The organism is Dactylosporangium sp. NBC_01737, from assembly GCF_035963215.1.
In the GTDB taxonomy this organism is placed as follows: Bacteria; Actinomycetota; Actinomycetes; order Mycobacteriales; family Micromonosporaceae; genus Dactylosporangium.
The window spans coordinates 7,207,490-7,223,415 of sequence record NZ_CP109153.1; the positions used below are offsets into that span (position 1 = coordinate 7,207,490).

Sequence of the window (15,926 nt, forward strand, 5' to 3'; positions counted from 1 at the left end):
GTCAGCACCGCCGGTGCGTCACCATCACGACGGCCGCCGGCCGCGGCTGTCCGCATGGTCAACCGCGTCGATGCGCCGCCGCCGCGCCCGCCGCGCACGATACGCTCACCGTCACGGCCCGTGATCATCTGATTCCAGTGCGCGCCGGTGGACCGAGTGAGGACGCCTGATGCGCACCCGTCGAACCGTGCTGCTCGGCCTCGCCGCCGGCGCGTTCACGCTCACCCACGCCCGTCCGGCCGGCGCCGTCGCGGAGGCGGTCGCGGCGATCAGGGTCGTCCGGGCGACCGCCGGCCCGCCGGGACGACCCGAGCTCACCGTGCCGGCCGGGTACTCGCTGCTCGCCGGGCCGCAGTACCAGGTGGCCAGCCGCGCCGAGTTCACCGCGTTCGTGCGGGGCCCGGCGAGCGGCGCCGTCCCGGTGGCCGTCCGCTGGCCCGGGCAGCCGGTCCGGGCCGTGATCGCCGGCGACCGCCGGCTGCCGATCACCGACCGCTCCGGCGACGCGACCACGGTCACTGTCGACCTCGCGGTGCTGGCCGCCGCGCCGGTCGCGGACTCACCGACGATCCAGGTGTGGAGCGAACTGTCCGGCGCGGGCAGCGGCATCCTGTGGCTGGTCGCCCACAACGACCCGGACCGTGCGGCCGGCCCCTGGGAGGCCGGCGCCTGGCCGGCCGGCGAGGCGCGCGCCGTGGCGTCCTACCTGGCTGCCTGCGACGCGGTCCTGCGCGACAGCGGCGCCGCCGCCGAGGCGCGCCGGCGCGGGCACTTCTTCGCCCTGGAAGGCTTCGAGACCAACAACCCGCTGCACCGCGACAACCCGCCGCACTGGCACCTGTCGTACTACCCGGGCGCGACGACCCGCGCCACCCCGGCCACGGTGCCGCACTTCTGGGTCGACGCGCGGGGCCGCACGTTCTACAACGGCCAGGACGTCACCGGGCAGGGGCGGACCAGGTTCTTCGCCGGCCAGCCGGCCCCGATCTGCGACGCCGCCGGCACCCGCGTCCTCACCACCGCCATCCGCGCCGACGGCGGGCTCGACGTGATCCCGGCGTACGGCCCGGCGTACAGCATCACGTCGGTCACCGGCGACTACACCGGCCGGGTCGAGGTCCTGCGCGGCGGCGTGCGCTGGCGCACCGTCGTCACCGACGACCGCGTCCGCGACGGCGTCCTGCGCATCGACGTCAGCGGCATCGACCAGGACCCGGCCCGCGAGCGGGTCGAATACGGGTACGACGCCCTCACCGGCGCCGTGCTGCACCGCCGCCCGTTCTGACGGCGACGGCGCGACGAACGGGTGCCCCCGGCGGCGGACGACGCCGGGGCCACGATCATGGGTGTTCAGCAGTGCCAGACCAGCGGTCGCCGGTCGTCGGCCGCGGTGGCGCCGGTGATCGTCCGGCCGTCGTCGCTGATGGTGGTCGCGACGGCACCCGGGCCGTTCGGGGGCAGCAGCACGCCGGGCGGCAGCGGCAGCCGCTCCACGGTGCGCTGCGGGGTGACCCTGGTCGGCTGGTTGTAGTCGCCGCCCGTGGTGATCATCCAGCCGCCGGGGGTGCCGTCGGTGACGTCGTAGGGGACCCCTACGAGCACGGTCACCAGGTCGATGCCCATGTCCCAGCGCAGCGCGACGACCCGGTTCTCCCCGATGACGGCGGCCATTCCGTACACGATCCCGCCGCGCAGCACCATCACCGTCGCGTACTCGTGGCCGGGTGGCGTCGGCAGCAGCGACGGCGTCCCGTCGGGGGACCAGCGGACCGGCGCGCCGTGCACGTTGCCGACCACGACGCCGTCGTCGGTCAATCCGACGGCCTGCGAGCCACCGGTGTTCGGGTGGCCGTAGCCGGCGGGCATGGCGAGCGCGCGGACCTTGCCGGGCTGGTCGGCCGGCCACAGGACCGGGACCGTGTCGTCGTTGGCCTCGCCCATCGCGCCGCCGACCACGTCCCCGCGGGCGTTCACCGCGGTCGGGAACGTGTAGTCGTACCCGGGCAGCTTCGCCAGCATCGTCTTCGTGCCGTTCCGGTACGTCCAGGCGAGCATGTGGCTGGCCTGGTCGACCTCGTCGTACCCGGCGATCACACCGGCGTCGTTGACCGCCACGACCTCGCCGGTCGCGCCCGGATAGGGCACCGCACGGCCGTCGTCGAAGCGGACCACGACGCCGCCGACCGTGCCGACGACCGTGCGCCCCGCCGGGTCGACGGCGGGACTCCCAGCAGGCCCGGTGACGTCGAGCACGTCAACGGTGCAGTCGGCGTACGACGCGTCCGTCGGCGGCCCGGCCTGGACCCCGCGGTCGCCGCCGCCCGGCGCGGTGACGCCGAGCGCGTAGGTGGTGCCGGCGGCGACGACCAGGGCGGCCGCCGCGCCCGCCACGATCGAGCCGCGCCGGGCCTGCCGGCGGCCGGTCGCGATGGCCAGCCCGATGTCGGCGGTCGTCGGTGGCACGTCGACGGCCAGCATCAGGTCCCTGAGGTGCTCGTCCTCATGCATGTCAGCGCATTCCAATCGTCTTCGGGTGATCCAGGAGCGCGGCCCGCAGCACGGCGAGGCCCCTGGAGGACTGGCTCTTGACGGTGCCTACGGAGCAGCCGAGGGTCTCGGCGACCTCCTCGACCGGCCGGTCGAGCAGGAACCGCAGCACCAGCACGGCCCGCTGCCGCGGCGGCAGCCTGCGCAGCGCCGCGACCACGACGCCCCGGTCGTCGACGGCGCCGTACGGCTCGTCGACGCCGGTCAGGCCGTCCTCGGTGTGCGGGAACAGTTGCACCAGGGACCAGAGCCGCCGCCGCTCGTCGATGTAGGTGCGCACGAGCATCCGGTGCACGTACGCGTCGACGTTGTCGGCGCGGCTCGCCCTCCTCCAACTCCGGTACAGCTTCGTGATGGTGACCTGCACGACGTCGTCGGCACGGTCCTTGTCACCGCCGCACAGCAGGTACGCGGCGCGATGGAGCGCTGTCAGCCGCGCCGACACGTAGGTCGTGTAGTCGGCTTCGCTGTCACTGCGCATCCGGGCTCCTCCCTGTCGCCTTCACCCATCCGACGGGGGCGGGACCGGCGCAGGTTGAGAAGAAGTTTTCAGCCCTCGCGCAGCGCGTCCTCGACGCCGGTCTCGTGCTGCCCGAGGTAGACCGGGTCACGGCCGGACGCCACGTCGTACACGACCTTGACGCAGGCGGGGTACTCGCGCCTGGCATTGCTGCGCCACGGGCCCTTGAACCGGCTGACGGAGTCGTCGCCGACGCCCGCCGCCTCCAGGCCGATGTGGCGGCAGAGCATGACGGCGCGGGCGATGTGGTAGGACTGCGTCACCACGGTCACCTGCGTGACGCCGAAGACCCGTTTCGCCCGCGCGCACGAGTCGTAGGTGTCGAAGCCGGCGTAGTCGCGCACGATCTTCCGCTCCGGCACGCCGTGCGCCATGAGCCAGGCCCGCATCGCGGTCGGCTCGTCGTAGTCGTGGTGCATGTTGTCGCCGGAGACCAGCAGCACCTTCACCTTGCCCGACTCGAGGAGCCGGCGGGCCAGGTCGAGGCGGGCCTCCAGGAACGGCGACGGCACGCCGTCGGAGTACACCTGCGCACCCAGGACCAGCGCGACCGGCGCCACGGGCACGGTCTGCTCGGTGAAGAGGTGACCGTCGGCGCCGGAGCGCACCCAGAGCACGCTGCCCGTGATCAGCAGGAGGACGGCCAGCACCCCGGCGGCGGTGACCAGCGCCAGGCGGCGCACCACCCGCGGCCATCGGCGTTTCCGCGGCGCAGGGGCGGGCACCTCCTCGGGCTCCTCGTCCGGCATCCCCTCAGCCTGACAGGGCCCGTCAAGCGTGCGGCCCGCACGAGCTCACCACGTCCGGCGCTGCCGGGTCAGAACCGTTCGGTGAGGTGCTCGCGGCCGGACGGCGGGTCGTACGGCGCTGACCCGCGGGAGCCGCATGTCGGTCGCGGTGCGCCCCTGCCGGGTGCCCGGGTCACCGACCGGGCCGACGGCCTGTCGCCCGCCGGCCTCATCCAGGAGGTCGTGCTCGACGAGCCGATGCCGTTGCAGGACTACGGCTGCTTCCTGCCGGAGGACCCGTTCACGGGGCGCCGTCAGCGCGGAAATCCGTTGTCCGTGGCCGGTTTCGGTGCTGCACTGTGTGCCGGAGGTGGACGGTGCATCGTCATCAGCGGCCGGCGGGTGCCGGTCACGTCGGGGACCGCATGAAGCTGCACCGCAGGGCGGTGTGGTGTGACGGGCGCATGTTCACCGTCATCACGTTGCGGCCGGACACCGACTGCCGCTTCAGCACCAACTTCTACCACGGCACGTGGCACATCCTCGGCGACTGGCGGGGCGCCCGGCTGCTCGGCCGGCTGCTGTGGGGGCTGGCGTACCAGCGCCGCCCCGGCACCCTGGTCCTCATCGACCGCCCGCACATCGACCCGAACCCGTTCGACGGCCGCCCCGGCGACCCGATCGTGCTCGTGCCGTCGGACCTCACCGCGCTGAGCGGCGGCGCGGCGCGGGCGCTGCGGCGCCAGCTGCCGCTGCGGACCGCGCCCGAAGGCACCGTGCGGTGGCAGACCCACGGCCTGGACCCGGTGGTGGCGCAACGGATCCCGTGGGACGAGCGGCCGCCGGGGCTGCCACGGCCGCTGCCGGTCATCCCGACGGGAGCGCCGCGGCCGCGCATCGACCGGGTGGGAGGGCTGCTGATGTTCGCCGCGTCCGCACCCGACCTGCGCGACTACGCGCCGGGCGTGCACGAGCTGGGCTGCCACGCGCACCGCGGCATGGACTACACCGAGCTGGAGTACCCGGACGGCGAGGTGCAGGTCTTCAACGACTACCGGCACCGGGTGTCCGCCGCCCGGGCCGCACGGCGGGAGCTGCGCGCCGAGGGCGTCACCACGCACGGCCAGGACTTCGACGAGCTGGTCTGGGACCGCGGCACCGACGTCCGCCGCCGGGCGCTGCGCCCGATCGCCGCCGCACGGGCCTGACCGGGCCTCCCCTCGCGCACCGGCACGCGACCGCGTCGCAGGCTCGCCGCAGTGCGGTGATGCCCGCCAACCTGGACAAGGTCGTGCAGCCGGGACGGTGCCCGGCATCGACTCCGCCGACCTGCCGCAACTCGACCACCCATCGACGACGCCGGCCGGGCCGCGCGGCGGCGGTGGCCGAGGCCGACGGCCGCCGAGGAGGCCGATGCTGCGGACCGGGACGCCTGGTGGCCCGCCGTGCGCCTGCCATGGCGCCGGTACTGTGACGGCATGGACACGCATCGGGTAGGACGGGTGTCGCTGCGGCTGGACGCCGCCTACTGCGCCGTGGCCGCGGTGCTCGTGGTCGTCTTCGCCGGGCCCCTTGCCGGGCTGTTCGGGGCGCCGGTGTGGGTGATGGTCGCGGTGGCGGCCGGCACGGCCGGATGGGCTGCCGCCCTGTGGCGTGCCGCCGGCCGGGCCGTGGTGCGCCCGTGGCTGGCTGGCGTCCTCGTCGCCAACGTCGTGGCGGCGGGCGCGATCGCGGCCTTGGCGGCGAGCCGCCCCGTGATGCGTTCGCGCTGCTGCTGGCCGCGGTGTCGGCCGAGGTCGCCGCGTTCGCGGTCAGCCAGGCGGTGGCCCTGCGCCGCGCCGGCGCCCCGCGCAACGGGTAGTCGACGCCGCGGCTCAGGATGCTCCGCCGTCGCCCGGGTCCATCCTGAGCCGCGGCCGCCCAGTCGAAGCCGGCGGGCCACGTGGTGAAGGCGTCGGCGCGGGCGCCGGTGAGCCGGACGCCGGTCAGGTCGACGTCGCTGAGAGTGCCTGGACCAGCGTCGTGCGTGCGTCGTTGCTTACCTTGGCCAGGTCCGCCGGTGACAGCCGGGCTCCGTCGACGCGACGAGGGCGAGCGCGACCACGTTGAGGGCGACCACGTTGAGCGCCGTGAAGGGCCAGAACTTCCGCAATGACCCGGACCGTTGGACCGTCACCTCAGCATGATGGCAGTCCCGGCGAGCCGGGTCAGTCGGCCGCGGCGCGCCGGACGGCGGCCGGCGGCTGTGCGGCAAGGTCTGCGGCGAGGTCCGCGGCGAACTGCCAGGCGCGGTCCTGCAGCGCGGGGTCGCGCAGGCGTGGCGGGAGCTGCTTGGCGGCGCCGTTGCTCTCGTGGAACCTGCCGGTGCCGTCCGGGGTGAGGGCGAGAGTCGCCGGGACCCTGGCCGCCTTCTCCGGCGACGCCCGGCGCTGGACGGCGCGCACCAGGGGCCAGATGTAGCGCCAGGCGGGCACGGCCCGCGGGGTGAGCGCCTGCACGCCCGGGGTCCAGGCCATCCCGGGGTTCACGGCGTTCACGTGGACGGCGCGACCGTCCAGGCGGCGGGCCAGGCTCATGGCGGCGAGGAGGCTGAGCTGCTTGGCGCGGGCGTAGGCGCGGATCGCGGTGTAGGCGGCCGGCTCCTGGAACGGGTCGCCGGTGTGCATCGTGAACGCGCTCGACACCACCTGGACCACCGTCGCGCCGGGGGACAGGGCGGGCAGCAGGGCGTGGGTCAACGCGACCGGGCCGAGGTAGTTCAGCGTGAGGACGGCCTCGTGGCCCTCGTCCGTGACGGTGCGGTCCGGCCAGGCGGCGCCGCCGACGTTGTTGACCAGGACGTCGAGGTGCGTGACGCGGTGGCGCAGGAGGCCGGCCAGGGCGAGGTTGCCGTGGACCGTGCCGTGCTCGGCGGACAGGAACGTCGCGCCGAGCACGGCCGCGACGGCTTCCCCGCGGGTGGCGTCGCGGCCGGTGACGAACACGGTGAGCCCGGCCGCCCGCAGCTTGGCCGCGACCTCGGCGCCGATCCCGCCCGTGCCGCCGGTGACGAGCGCAGTCCTGCCGTGGTTGCCGGACATCACCGCCCCCTTCGACGAATCGTTCACAGGAGTGAATCGTACACCTGGATGAATGGATTGCACCAGCTATGGTGATCCGGTGATCCTGGTCGCTCACCGCGCTGGCAACGCGCTCGCGGACCTGCGGGCCGCCCTCGATGCCGGCGTCGATCTGGTCGAGGCCGACGTCCGGCTGTATCGGGGTGCCCTGGAGATGCGGCACGCGAAGGCGATCGGCCCGCGGCTGCTCTGGGAGCCGTGGCGCGACGTCACCCGGCGGCGCGACATGTCGGTGCCGCTGCTGGCCGACGTCCTGACCACGGCCGCGGGGGACTCGCGGCTGATGCTCGACCTCAAGGGACCGTTCCAGGGCGTCGCGCCGCTGACCGCGGCGGCGCTGCGGGAGGCCGCGCCGGGCGTGCCGGTGACGGTGTGCTCGCGCGACTGGGGGATGCTCGCCGCGTTCGAGGACCAGCCGCACATCCGCCGGGTCTACTCGGCGGGCAACCGGCGGCAGCTCGACCAGGTGCGGCAGCTGGTCCGCCGGCAGAAGGTGGCCGGGCTGTCCATCCGCCTCAGCCTGCTCACCCCGGCCGTGGTCGCCGAGCTGCACGAGCACACCGGCCTGGTCATGGTGTGGTCGGTCGACACCGAGGCGGAGCTGGCGCAGGCCCGGGCGCTGGGTGTGTCCGGCATCATCAGCAAGAACCTGCCGCTGCTGCGCAGCGTGGCGCCCGCGTAGCGGGATCGGGTACCGTGGCCTGACGGAGCGGACATGGTCGACTCCGCGCCGTCCCAGACCCCGGTGGCGAACCTGTCGAAGGTCCCGGGAGAAGGCTGTGCACATCCGCAGGGCCCGGTTGCTCTATCGGTCCAGTTTCGACGCCGCGAGCCTCGGCGTGGTCCGCCGGCGGGTCCTGCGGCAGCTGCACCTGGCGGGGCTGTCCGGGCGCCGCGCGGACGGCTTCCTCATCGCCGTCGCGGAGATCCTCGCCAACGCCGTCGAGCACGGCGGCGGCTCCGGCATGATCGAGCTCCGCCACGAGGGCGACCTCCTGGACTGCGACATCTGTGACGAGGGTCCCGGCCTGCCGCCCGGCGCCGACGGCACGCACCTCGCGGCCCCGACGGACGAGCGCGGCCGCGGCCTGCATCTGGCGCACATGCTCTGCGACCAGGTGGTGCACCACCGGGTCGTGACCGGCACCCGCATCACGCTCACGATCGCCATCACCGCCGCGGCGTGACGACGAGCGCGGCCGCGGCCTGCACCTGGCGCACATGCTCTGCGACCAGGTGGTCCACCACCGGGTCGTGACCGGCACCCGCATCACGCTGACGATCGCCATCACCGCGGCGGCGTGACGGCGACGAAGGCGCGGGCGTCCAGGACGTGGGCGAGACAGTCCTGCGCCGGGAGCCGGACCCACTCGCGCATCGGCCGGCCGGGGCGCGGGGAGCACGGCAGGCCGACGCCGGCGGCGACGAGCTCCGCGACCCGCGCGGCCGGCAGTTTCACGATCATGTCGTCGCCGGAGGTGAACGCATAGCACCGGCCGCCGGTTTTCAGGCCGGGGGACCGCAGCATCCGGCCCACCTCGTCGCCCGGATGCAGGCGGAGCACCGCGTCGAAGACGGGGTGCACGTCAGGCCAGCCTTCGCAGCTCGGCGAGGCGCTGCGAGCGGTGGCGGCGCTCCGAGTCGGTCGCGGCGCCGGACAGCGACGCGGTGAGCGCCTGCACGGCCTCGGCGTAGCGGCCCGCCCGGGCGAGCAGGTCCGCGCGGACCGCGTGCCAGCGGGGGCTCGGCGGCAGGTCGGCGAGCAGCGCCAGGCCGGTGGCGGTCCCGCTCGCCTCCGCGGCGGCCACCGCACGGGCCAGCCCCGCGGCCGGGCTCGGCGCGACGGACATGAGCAGGTCGTACAGCCGGACGATCTCCGGCCAGTCGGTGCCGTCGTACGACGCCGCACGGGCGTGCTCCGCGGCGATCGCGGCCTGCAGCTGGTACGCGTCGGCGCGCCGGTCGGAGGCTTCCAGGGACGCGTTGAGCAGGGCGATGCCGCGGTTGATCGCGGCACGGTCCCAGCGGTCGCGGTCCTGGCGGTCGAGGGTGACGACCGCCCCGGAGGCGTCCAGGCGGGCCGGGCGGCGGGCCTCGGTGAGCAGCAGCAGCGCCAGCACGGCGGTGGCGGTGGGCTGGTCGGGCAGCAGCTCGTGCAGGAGCGAGGCGAGCCGGACCGCCTCGGCGCACGCGTCGACGTCGAACACCGCGGCGCCGTCGACCGGGGCGTGGCCGGCGGTGTAGAGGCTGTGGATCACGCCGCAGACGGCGGGTAGCCGGTCGGGCAGCTCGTCGACCGGCGGCACCCGGTACGGGATGTGCGCCGCCGCGATCTTCTGCCGCGCCCGCGTGAGGCGCTTCTCGGTGGCGGCCTCCGTGGTGAGCAGCACGCCGGCGATCTGCGCGGGGGACAGGCCGCACAGGGTCCGCAGGGCGAGGGCGACCTGGGTCGGCGGGGACAGCGTCGGGTGGCAGCAGGTGAAGATCAGGCGCAGCAGGTCGTCGTGGACGACGGCGTCGGAGGGCAGGTCGGCGCGGGCCAGGTCGATCATCCGGGTGCCTTCCTCCTCCTTGCCCCGGCGGGCGCGCTCACGGCGCAGGATGTCGATGGCCTTGCGGCGCGCGGTGACGGTGAGCCAGGCGCGCGGCTGCGGCGGCACCCCGGTCACCGGCCACGCGTCCAGCGCCGCGATGACCGCCTCCTGCACGGCGTCCTCGGCGATCTGCACGTCGCCGACGGTCCGGATGAGGGTCGCGAGGATCCGGGCCCCCTCGATCCGGACCGTGTCGGCGACGATGTCGTACAACGCCCTACCTGACCGCGATGACCGGGCGGACCTCGACGGCGCCGCCCCACGCCGCGGGGATCTGGGCGGCGATCGTGACCGCCTGGTCCAGGTCGGCGGCCTCGATGAGGTAGTACCCGGTCAGCGCCTCCTTGGTCTCGGCGTAGGGCCCGTCGGTCGTGACGATCTTCCCGCCGCGGGCGCCCTCGACGCGGACGACGGTGGCGGTGGCGGTCGGGTGCAGCACGGCGCTCGCCCGGAGGCTGCCGGCGTGATCGACCGCGAACTGCCGGTATTCGGCGAGTTCGGCGGCCTGCTCCGGGGCCCACCAGTCGACGTCGGCCGTGTAGGTGAGTGCGAGGTACTGCGGCATCGCAGGTGCTCCTTTCCGCGGGACCGGGGTGGCCCCTCAACCATGCAACGATCGGCAGGGGCCGGAAAAGGACATGTCAGCGCGGGCGGGTGAGCCCGAGATCGTAGGCGAAGATGACGGCCTGGATACGGTCGCGGGCGCCGACCTTCGCCAGGACCCGGCCGACGTGCGTCTTGACCGTCGACTCGGACAGCACGAGCCGCTCGGCGATCTCGCCGTTGGTCCAGCCGTTGCCGATCGCGACGAGGATCTCGCGCTCCCGGTCGGTGAGGGTGGCCAGGCGCGGGTCGGTCACCGCGGGCGCGCCGCCGAGCTGGTGCGCGAATGTGTCCAGCAGCCGCCGGGTCAGGGCCGGTGCGATGACCGCGTCGCCGCCCGCGACCGCGCGGATGCCCGCGAGGAGCTCCTCCGGGTGGGCGTCCTTGAGCAGGAAGCCGCTGGCGCCGGCCCGCAGCGCCGCGTGCGCGTACTCGTCGAGGTCGAACGTGGTGAGCATGAGGATGCGGGAGCGGCCGCCGGCCTCCACGATGCGCCGGGTCGCCTCGATGCCGTCCATGCCGGGCATCCGCACGTCCATCAGGACCACGTCGGGGTGCAGGTCGGTGGTGCGTCGCACCGCCTCGGTGCCGTTGCCGGCCTCGCCGACGACTTCGGTGTCCGGGTTGCTCTCCAGCAGCATGCGGAAGCCGAGCCGTTGCAGCGGCTGGTCGTCCACGATGAGCACGGTGATCATGCCGGGTCGCTTTCGCTGAGGGACAGGTCGGCCTCGACGCTCCATCCTCCCCCGGGGGCGGGCCCGGCGGTGACGGTCCCGTCGTACATCGCCGCGCGTTCCCGCATCCCGATCAGGCCGTGACCGGGGGCGCCGGGGCGGGCGGGCAGGCCGTTGTCGCGGACCGCGATCCGCAGCCGGGTGCCGTCGATCCGCAGCGCCAGGTGTACCCGGGTGCGCGGCCCGGCGTGCTTGAGCGTGTTCGTGAGCGCCTCCTGCACGATCCGGTAGGCGGCCAGCTGCACGCCCGCGTCCAGCGCGTCGAGGTCCCCGCTGCTGTGGTACTCGACCTGCGGCCCGGCGGCACGGACCCGCTGGCACAGCGGGTCGAGGTCGGCGAGGCCGGGCTGCGGGCTGAGATCGGGCTCGTCGGTCTGCTCGCGCAGCACCCCGAGCATGCGGCGCAGCTCCGCCAGGGACCGGCGGCCGGTGTCGCCGATGAGCTGGAGCGCCTCCTTGCTGCGGGCGGGCGCGGTGTCCGCGGCGTATGCGCCGCCGTCGGCGAGGGTCACGATGACGGACAGGCTGTGCCCGACGATGTCGTGCATCTCGCGGGCGACGCGGGTGCGTTCGGTGGCCGCGGCGAGCCGGCTGCGCTGGTCGCGTTCGATCTCCAGCTGCACGGCCCGGTCCCGCAGCGCGGCCAGCTGCGCGCGGCGCAGCCGCACCGCGAGGCCGAGGGCGATCGCGGCGGTGCCGAAGACGGCGAGACCGAACATGGCGTCCCAGACCCCGATCGTGCCCGACAGCCGCACCACGACCACCACGTACGCCGCGATCAGGGCCGGCGCGGCCCGCGGCAGCCGGCGCAGGGATCCGTGCAGCACCAGGTTGTACAGCGCGACGAGCACGGCGACGTCGGCGCGGAACATGATCCCGGCCGCCCACTGCACGATGAAGACCGCGATGACGGCGTGGAACGCGACGAACGGGGCCCGGCGACGCCAGTACAGCGGCAGCAGCAGCGTGGCCTGCAGCAGCAGCATCTCGGGCAGGGAGCGGTCGGTCCACGCGATCGGCGGCCCGTCGCCGTCCTGGTGGTCGCCGATGTCGGGGGCGCCGAACATCAGGAAGATCAGCAGCACCCCGCCGGCGTCGAGCACCCAGCGGTGCCGCAGGTCCCACTGCCGCACGCGGTGCGTGAGGCGCAGCACCTGGGCGGCCCACGGGTGCCCGACGTCCTGAGTGCTCACCGGTTCATCCTCCTGGTCCGATGCCCTCGACGACCAGGAATCAGGCGTCGGCGCGCTTGAGCCGGTACGCGGCGCCGCCGAGGGCCAGGGCGGTCCAGCCGAGCAGGACCAGCATGCCCTCGCCCGTCGACAGCGACCCCGCCGCGTGGTGCAGCGCGTAGATCGACTCGCCGGCGTTGCCGGGCAGGTACGGGGTGACCTCGGTCCGCCACGATCTCGGCAGCAGCGACATCAGCCCCGGCACCAGCAGGAACATGCCGACCAGCGCGGAGATCCCGCCGGCGGAGGAGCGCAGCAGTGCGCCGAGCGCGACCCCGATGACGCCGACCAGCCCCAGGTACAGCCCGACCCCGAACAGGCTCGCCACGACCCCGTCGTCGGAGAAGCTCATCCCGGCGTCGGTCCCGGACAGGACGGCACCGGCGACGGCGAAGGAGGCGAACACGCCGACGACGCCGACGGTGAAGGCGACCGCGCCGTACACGGCGGCCTTGGCCCACAGCACCGGCAGCCGGCGCGGCACGGCCGCGAGCGTGGAGCGGATCATGCCGGTGGTGTACTCGCCGGAGGTCGTCAGGACGCCGAGGACACCGAGCGCGATCAGCGCGAACGGCACCCCGAACAGCGCGAGACTGTGCGTGGTCGCGCCGACGAGGTCGTCGTCGACCGGCTTGCCGGAGGTGGTGCTGGACTTGAACTGCAGCGCGGCGATGGCACCGATCGCGAGCAGGAGCAGCAGCGCGATCCCGAGGGTGATCCAGGTCGAGCGCAGCGACCACAGCTTCGCCCACTCGGCGCGGGCGACCCGCCGCCCGGTGACCTTGAGACCGGCGGGGAGCGGCGCCCGCACGGGCGCGGGCCGGGTTTCGGTGATCGTCATGCTGCCCTCGCAGAGGTGTGGTACTCGACGGCGTCCTTGGTCAGTTCCATGAAGGCCTCCTCGAGGGAGACCGCCTTGCCGGTGAGCTCGTACAGGGCGATGCCGTGCGCGGCGGCCCGCAGCCCGATCTCGCGGGCCGGCAGCCCGGTCACCTGCAGCTGCTCCGACCCGGGCCGGCCGGTGACCTCGACGCCCGGCCCGGCCAGGACCTGCCGCAGCCGGGCGGGGTCGGCGCTGGCGACGACGACGCTGTCGCCGCCGGCGTCGCGGACCAGGTCCTGCACGGTCGTGTCGGCGAGGACCCGGCCGCGGCCGACGATGATGAGGTGGTCCGCGACGAGGGCCATTTCGCTCATCAGGTGCGAGGAGAGGAAGACGGTGCGCCCCTCGGCGGCCAGCCCCGTGAGCAGCTGCCGGATCCACAGCACGCCCTCCGGGTCCAGGCCGTTGACGGGCTCGTCGAGCATGACCGTCTGCGGGTCGCCGAGCAGCGCCGCCGCGATGCCGAGGCGCTGGCCCATGCCGAGGGAGAACGCGCCGGCCCGCTTGCGGGCAACCGACTGCAGGCCGGTCAGCTCGATGACCTCCGACACCCTGGCGCGGGGGATGCCGTGGGTGTGCGCGAGGACCATCAGGTGGTCGGACGCGGAGCGCCCCGGGTGGATCGAGCGGGCCTCCAGCAGCGCGCCGACCTCCCGCAGGGGCGCGGCGTGCCGGGCGTACCGGCGGCCGTTGACGGTCACCGAACCCGACGTCGGCGCGTCCAGCCCGACGATCATCCGCATCGTGGTGGACTTGCCCGCGCCGTTCGGCCCGAGGAAGCCCGTGACCGCGCCCGGGCGGACCGTGAAGTCCACGCCGTCCACGGCCGTCTTGTCGCCGTACCGTTTCGTCAGCTGCCGTGCCTCGATCATCGTCGCCCCTCGTCAAATGCGGTGCCGGACCTTGCACCCAGAACGCTAGGTGCGGCGGCGGGCCGGGCCGTGGTACCGCGGTGCGATCTTCGGCGCGGGAGTGGTACCGCGGTACCGGCGCGGGACTGGCAGAAAGTTCTTACCTGACTCCCAGGAAGCGCGGTTACGTTAGGACCATGCGCCCGAACGGGAGGCCCCCGGAGGCACCACGCGACCTGCAGGTCGACTTCGACGTCCAAGGCGACGTGCTCGCCAACGGCGATCCGCCCCGGCCGTCCCGGCAGTGGCCGCAACTGCCCCGGTTCGCCGCGCCCCGGCGGGGTGTGCTGCTCGGCGTCGCCGTCGTGCTGGCCCTGGCGCTGACCGCGTTCATAGCCTTCCGCGCGGGTGGCGGCGGATCCGGGGCGGCGAGCGCGCGGCCGTCGGCGTCGCCGTCGCCGTCGAGATCGGGGCCGCCGACGATCGCGCAGATCTACGCCTCCGTGGCACCGTCGGTCGTCACCATCCAGGCCCTCGACGGGGACAAGGTCGCCGCGACCGGCACCGGGGTCGTCGCCAGCGCCGAGGGGATCATCCTGACCGCCAATCACGTGGTGGCGGGTGCCGGCAGCATCCGGGTCGTGTTCGCCGACGGCACCCAGGCCGCGGCGAAGGTCGCCCAGGCCGACCCGGCGATGGACATCGCCGCGCTCGCCCCCGAGGCGCTGCCCGACGTGCTCGTGCCCGCCGTCATCGGCAACTCCGACCGCCTCGCCGTCGGCAACACCGTCGTCGCCGTCGGCAACCAGCTCGGGCTGACCAGCAGCGCCACCGCCGGCGTCATCTCCGGTCTGGACCGCACCGCGACGAACCCCGACGGCACCAAGCTCACCGGCCTCATCCAGTTCGATGCCGCGGTCAACCCCGGCAGCTCCGGCGGGCCGCTGGTCAACGCCAGGGGCGAGACGATCGCGATCGTCGTGGCCCTGGCCAACCCGACGTCCGCCGGCACGTTCGTCGGCGTGGGCTTCGCCGTCCCGATCGGCGCCGCCCTCGGCGCCGGCGGCGGAGACCAGGCACCACAGCAGTAAGCACCCGCTCGCAGACGTAAGGACGATACGTGGACACACCATCCGAAAATGGCACCACCGGCGCCGTCGAGCAGGTCCTGTACGAGGTCAAGAAGACCATCGTCGGTCAGGACGCGCTGCTGGAGCGGCTGATGGTCGCGCTGCTGTCCCGCGGGCACATCCTCGTCGAGGGTGTCCCCGGCCTGGCCAAGACCCTCGCCGTCAAGGCCCTGGCAGCGGCCATCGGCGGGCAGTTCCACCGCGTCCAGTTCACGCCCGACCTGGTGCCGGCCGACATCGTCGGTACCCGCGTCTACCACCAGCTCAGCGGCGAGTTCCAGGTGTCGCTCGGGCCGGTCTTCACCAACCTGCTGCTCGCCGACGAGATCAACCGGGCACCGGCGAAGGTGCAGAGCGCGCTGCTGGAGGTCATGCAGGAGCAGCAGGTGACCATCGGCCGGGAGACCCACCACATCCCGCGCCCGTTCCTGGTCATGGCCACGCAGAACCCGATCGAGTCCGAGGGCACGTATCCGCTGCCGGAGGCGCAGGTCGACCGGTTCATGATGAAGGTCGTCGTCGGCTATCCCAGCCCGACGGAGGAGTTCGTCATCGTCGAGCGGGCGATCTCGCCGCTGCCGCTGCTGCAGGCGATCGTCGACCCGGAGCGGCTCATCAAGATGCAGGGCCAGGTCGAGCAGGTCTACGTCGACCCGTCGCTGATCGAGTACTCGGTCCGCCTGGCCAACGCGACCCGCCGGCCGGAGGAGGTCGGGCAGGGCGACCTCGCCAGGTACATCAGCTTCGGGGCCAGCCCTCGTGCCTCGATCAACCTCGTCCTCGCCGCGCGGGCCCTGGCGTTCATCCGCGGCCGCGACTACGTGATCCCGCGTGACCTCACCGAGCTCGCCCTCGACATCTTCCGGCACCGGCTGGTGCTGTCCTACGAGGCGCTGTCCGACGACGTCACCGCCGACACGATCCTCACCCGGGTCCTGGCGGCGCTGCCCGTGCCGGTCCCGGTCAGCAGCGGAAGCCGCTGACC

General features: G+C 74.0%; 20 protein-coding genes. 8 read left to right on the forward strand and 12 right to left on the reverse strand.

Annotated elements, in window-relative coordinates; all coding sequences use genetic code 11:
- The first annotated feature begins 169 nt into the window (after positions 1–169).
- A complete protein-coding gene (locus tag OHA72_RS32625; protein ID WP_326999867.1) occupies positions 170–1,285 on the forward strand; it encodes a hypothetical protein in 1,116 nt (371 codons plus the stop codon).
- Between the two features lie 65 nt (positions 1,286–1,350).
- On the opposite strand, the gene OHA72_RS32630 is transcribed toward OHA72_RS32625, so the two are convergent.
- The 3 genes from OHA72_RS32630 to OHA72_RS32640 form a co-directional block, all read right to left on the reverse strand.
- Entirely contained in the window at positions 1,351–2,508 is a 1,158-nt protein-coding gene (locus OHA72_RS32630; RefSeq protein WP_326999868.1) for a hypothetical protein, read from the reverse strand.
- A gap of 1 nt (position 2,509) precedes the next feature.
- A complete protein-coding gene (locus OHA72_RS32635) occupies positions 2,510–3,028 on the reverse strand; it encodes a SigE family RNA polymerase sigma factor (RefSeq protein ID WP_326999869.1) in 519 nt (172 codons plus the stop codon).
- Between the two features lie 68 nt (positions 3,029–3,096).
- A complete protein-coding gene (locus tag OHA72_RS32640) occupies positions 3,097–3,816 on the reverse strand; it encodes a SanA/YdcF family protein (protein WP_326999870.1) in 720 nt (239 codons plus the stop codon).
- Between the two features lie 81 nt (positions 3,817–3,897).
- On the opposite strand from OHA72_RS32640, the gene OHA72_RS32645 reads away from it, so the two are divergent.
- From OHA72_RS32645 to OHA72_RS32655, 3 genes are all read left to right on the forward strand, one after another.
- Positions 3,898–4,224: a hypothetical protein gene (locus OHA72_RS32645; RefSeq protein ID WP_326999871.1), complete on the forward strand. Its 327-nt coding sequence runs from the start codon at positions 3,898–3,900 to the stop codon at positions 4,222–4,224.
- A gap of 35 nt (positions 4,225–4,259) precedes the next feature.
- The gene (locus OHA72_RS32650; RefSeq protein ID WP_326999872.1) at positions 4,260–5,003 is read left to right on the forward strand and encodes a hypothetical protein; all 744 of its coding nucleotides are present in this window, start codon (positions 4,260–4,262) and stop codon (positions 5,001–5,003) included.
- A 473-nt stretch (positions 5,004–5,476) separates the two neighbouring features.
- Positions 5,477–5,656 (forward strand): hypothetical protein, encoded by a 180-nt coding sequence (locus tag OHA72_RS32655; RefSeq protein ID WP_326999873.1) that lies wholly within the window; start codon positions 5,477–5,479, stop codon positions 5,654–5,656.
- Between the two features lie 177 nt (positions 5,657–5,833).
- On the opposite strand, the gene OHA72_RS32660 is transcribed toward OHA72_RS32655, so the two are convergent.
- On the reverse strand, positions 5,834–5,971 hold the full coding sequence (locus OHA72_RS32660; RefSeq protein ID WP_326999874.1) for a hypothetical protein: 138 nt from the start codon (positions 5,969–5,971) through the stop codon (positions 5,834–5,836).
- Positions 5,972–6,002: 31 nt separating this feature from the next.
- Positions 6,003–6,902, reverse strand: a complete 900-nt coding sequence (locus OHA72_RS32665; RefSeq protein WP_326999875.1) for an SDR family NAD(P)-dependent oxidoreductase — start codon at positions 6,900–6,902, stop codon at positions 6,003–6,005.
- A 52-nt stretch (positions 6,903–6,954) separates the two neighbouring features.
- On the opposite strand from OHA72_RS32665, the gene OHA72_RS32670 reads away from it, so the two are divergent.
- A complete protein-coding gene (locus tag OHA72_RS32670; RefSeq protein WP_326999876.1) occupies positions 6,955–7,596 on the forward strand; it encodes a glycerophosphodiester phosphodiesterase in 642 nt (213 codons plus the stop codon).
- 97 nt (positions 7,597–7,693) lie between these two features.
- Positions 7,694–8,101 (forward strand): ATP-binding protein, encoded by a 408-nt coding sequence (locus OHA72_RS32675; protein WP_326999877.1) that lies wholly within the window; start codon positions 7,694–7,696, stop codon positions 8,099–8,101.
- 101 nt (positions 8,102–8,202) lie between these two features.
- On the opposite strand, the gene OHA72_RS32680 is transcribed toward OHA72_RS32675, so the two are convergent.
- From OHA72_RS32680 to OHA72_RS32710, 7 genes are all read right to left on the reverse strand, one after another.
- The gene (locus OHA72_RS32680; protein ID WP_326999878.1) at positions 8,203–8,499 is read right to left on the reverse strand and encodes a hypothetical protein; all 297 of its coding nucleotides are present in this window, start codon (positions 8,497–8,499) and stop codon (positions 8,203–8,205) included.
- 1 nt (position 8,500) lies between these two features.
- Positions 8,501–9,721: an RNA polymerase sigma factor gene (locus tag OHA72_RS32685; protein WP_326999879.1), complete on the reverse strand. Its 1,221-nt coding sequence runs from the start codon at positions 9,719–9,721 to the stop codon at positions 8,501–8,503.
- A 4-nt stretch (positions 9,722–9,725) separates the two neighbouring features.
- Complete coding sequence (locus OHA72_RS32690; protein WP_326999880.1) at positions 9,726–10,073, reverse strand: YciI family protein; 348 nt, start codon at positions 10,071–10,073, stop codon at positions 9,726–9,728.
- 76 nt (positions 10,074–10,149) lie between these two features.
- Positions 10,150–10,806: a response regulator gene (locus OHA72_RS32695; protein WP_326999881.1), complete on the reverse strand. Its 657-nt coding sequence runs from the start codon at positions 10,804–10,806 to the stop codon at positions 10,150–10,152.
- Positions 10,803–12,038 carry a sensor histidine kinase gene (locus OHA72_RS32700; protein ID WP_326999882.1) on the reverse strand — a complete coding sequence of 412 codons (1,236 nt, stop codon included), beginning with the start codon at positions 12,036–12,038 and terminating at the stop codon, positions 10,803–10,805. Before OHA72_RS32700 ends, OHA72_RS32695 begins: the two co-directional genes overlap by 4 nt.
- A gap of 40 nt (positions 12,039–12,078) precedes the next feature.
- Entirely contained in the window at positions 12,079–12,918 is an 840-nt protein-coding gene (locus OHA72_RS32705; protein ID WP_326999883.1) for an ABC-2 transporter permease, read from the reverse strand.
- Positions 12,915–13,832 (reverse strand): ABC transporter ATP-binding protein, encoded by a 918-nt coding sequence (locus OHA72_RS32710; RefSeq protein ID WP_326999884.1) that lies wholly within the window; start codon positions 13,830–13,832, stop codon positions 12,915–12,917. The genes OHA72_RS32705 and OHA72_RS32710 overlap by 4 nt, the downstream gene beginning before the upstream one ends.
- A 176-nt stretch (positions 13,833–14,008) precedes the next feature.
- Between OHA72_RS32710 and OHA72_RS32715 the strand changes: the two genes are divergently transcribed.
- Both OHA72_RS32715 and OHA72_RS32720 read left to right on the forward strand, forming a co-directional pair.
- Positions 14,009–14,902, forward strand: coding sequence for a S1C family serine protease (locus OHA72_RS32715; protein ID WP_326999885.1), 894 nt, complete (start codon positions 14,009–14,011; stop codon positions 14,900–14,902).
- A gap of 29 nt (positions 14,903–14,931) precedes the next feature.
- Positions 14,932–15,924, forward strand: a complete 993-nt coding sequence (locus OHA72_RS32720; RefSeq protein ID WP_326999886.1) for an AAA family ATPase — start codon at positions 14,932–14,934, stop codon at positions 15,922–15,924.
- The last annotated feature ends 2 nt before the right edge of the window (positions 15,925–15,926 follow it).

What these genes read in the sequence shown, in the direction of transcription:
- OHA72_RS32710 (WP_326999884.1), bottom strand. Translation starts at nt 13,832, where the DNA reads ATGATCGAGGCACGGCAGCTGACGAAACGGTACGGCGACAAGACGGCC.
- OHA72_RS32690 (WP_326999880.1), bottom strand. Translation starts at nt 10,073, where the DNA reads ATGCCGCAGTACCTCGCACTCACCTACACGGCCGACGTCGACTGGTGG.
- OHA72_RS32635 (WP_326999869.1), bottom strand. Translation starts at nt 3,028, where the DNA reads ATGCGCAGTGACAGCGAAGCCGACTACACGACCTACGTGTCGGCGCGG.
- OHA72_RS32630 (WP_326999868.1), bottom strand. Translation starts at nt 2,508, where the DNA reads ATGCATGAGGACGAGCACCTCAGGGACCTGATGCTGGCCGTCGACGTG.
- OHA72_RS32695 (WP_326999881.1), bottom strand. Translation starts at nt 10,806, where the DNA reads ATGATCACCGTGCTCATCGTGGACGACCAGCCGCTGCAACGGCTCGGC.
- OHA72_RS32705 (WP_326999883.1), bottom strand. Translation starts at nt 12,918, where the DNA reads ATGACGATCACCGAAACCCGGCCCGCGCCCGTGCGGGCGCCGCTCCCC.
- OHA72_RS32715 (WP_326999885.1), top strand. Translation starts at nt 14,009, where the DNA reads ATGCGCCCGAACGGGAGGCCCCCGGAGGCACCACGCGACCTGCAGGTC.
- OHA72_RS32650 (WP_326999872.1), top strand. Translation starts at nt 4,260, where the DNA reads ATGTTCACCGTCATCACGTTGCGGCCGGACACCGACTGCCGCTTCAGC.
- OHA72_RS32640 (WP_326999870.1), bottom strand. Translation starts at nt 3,816, where the DNA reads ATGCCGGACGAGGAGCCCGAGGAGGTGCCCGCCCCTGCGCCGCGGAAA.
- OHA72_RS32625 (WP_326999867.1), top strand. Translation starts at nt 170, where the DNA reads ATGCGCACCCGTCGAACCGTGCTGCTCGGCCTCGCCGCCGGCGCGTTC.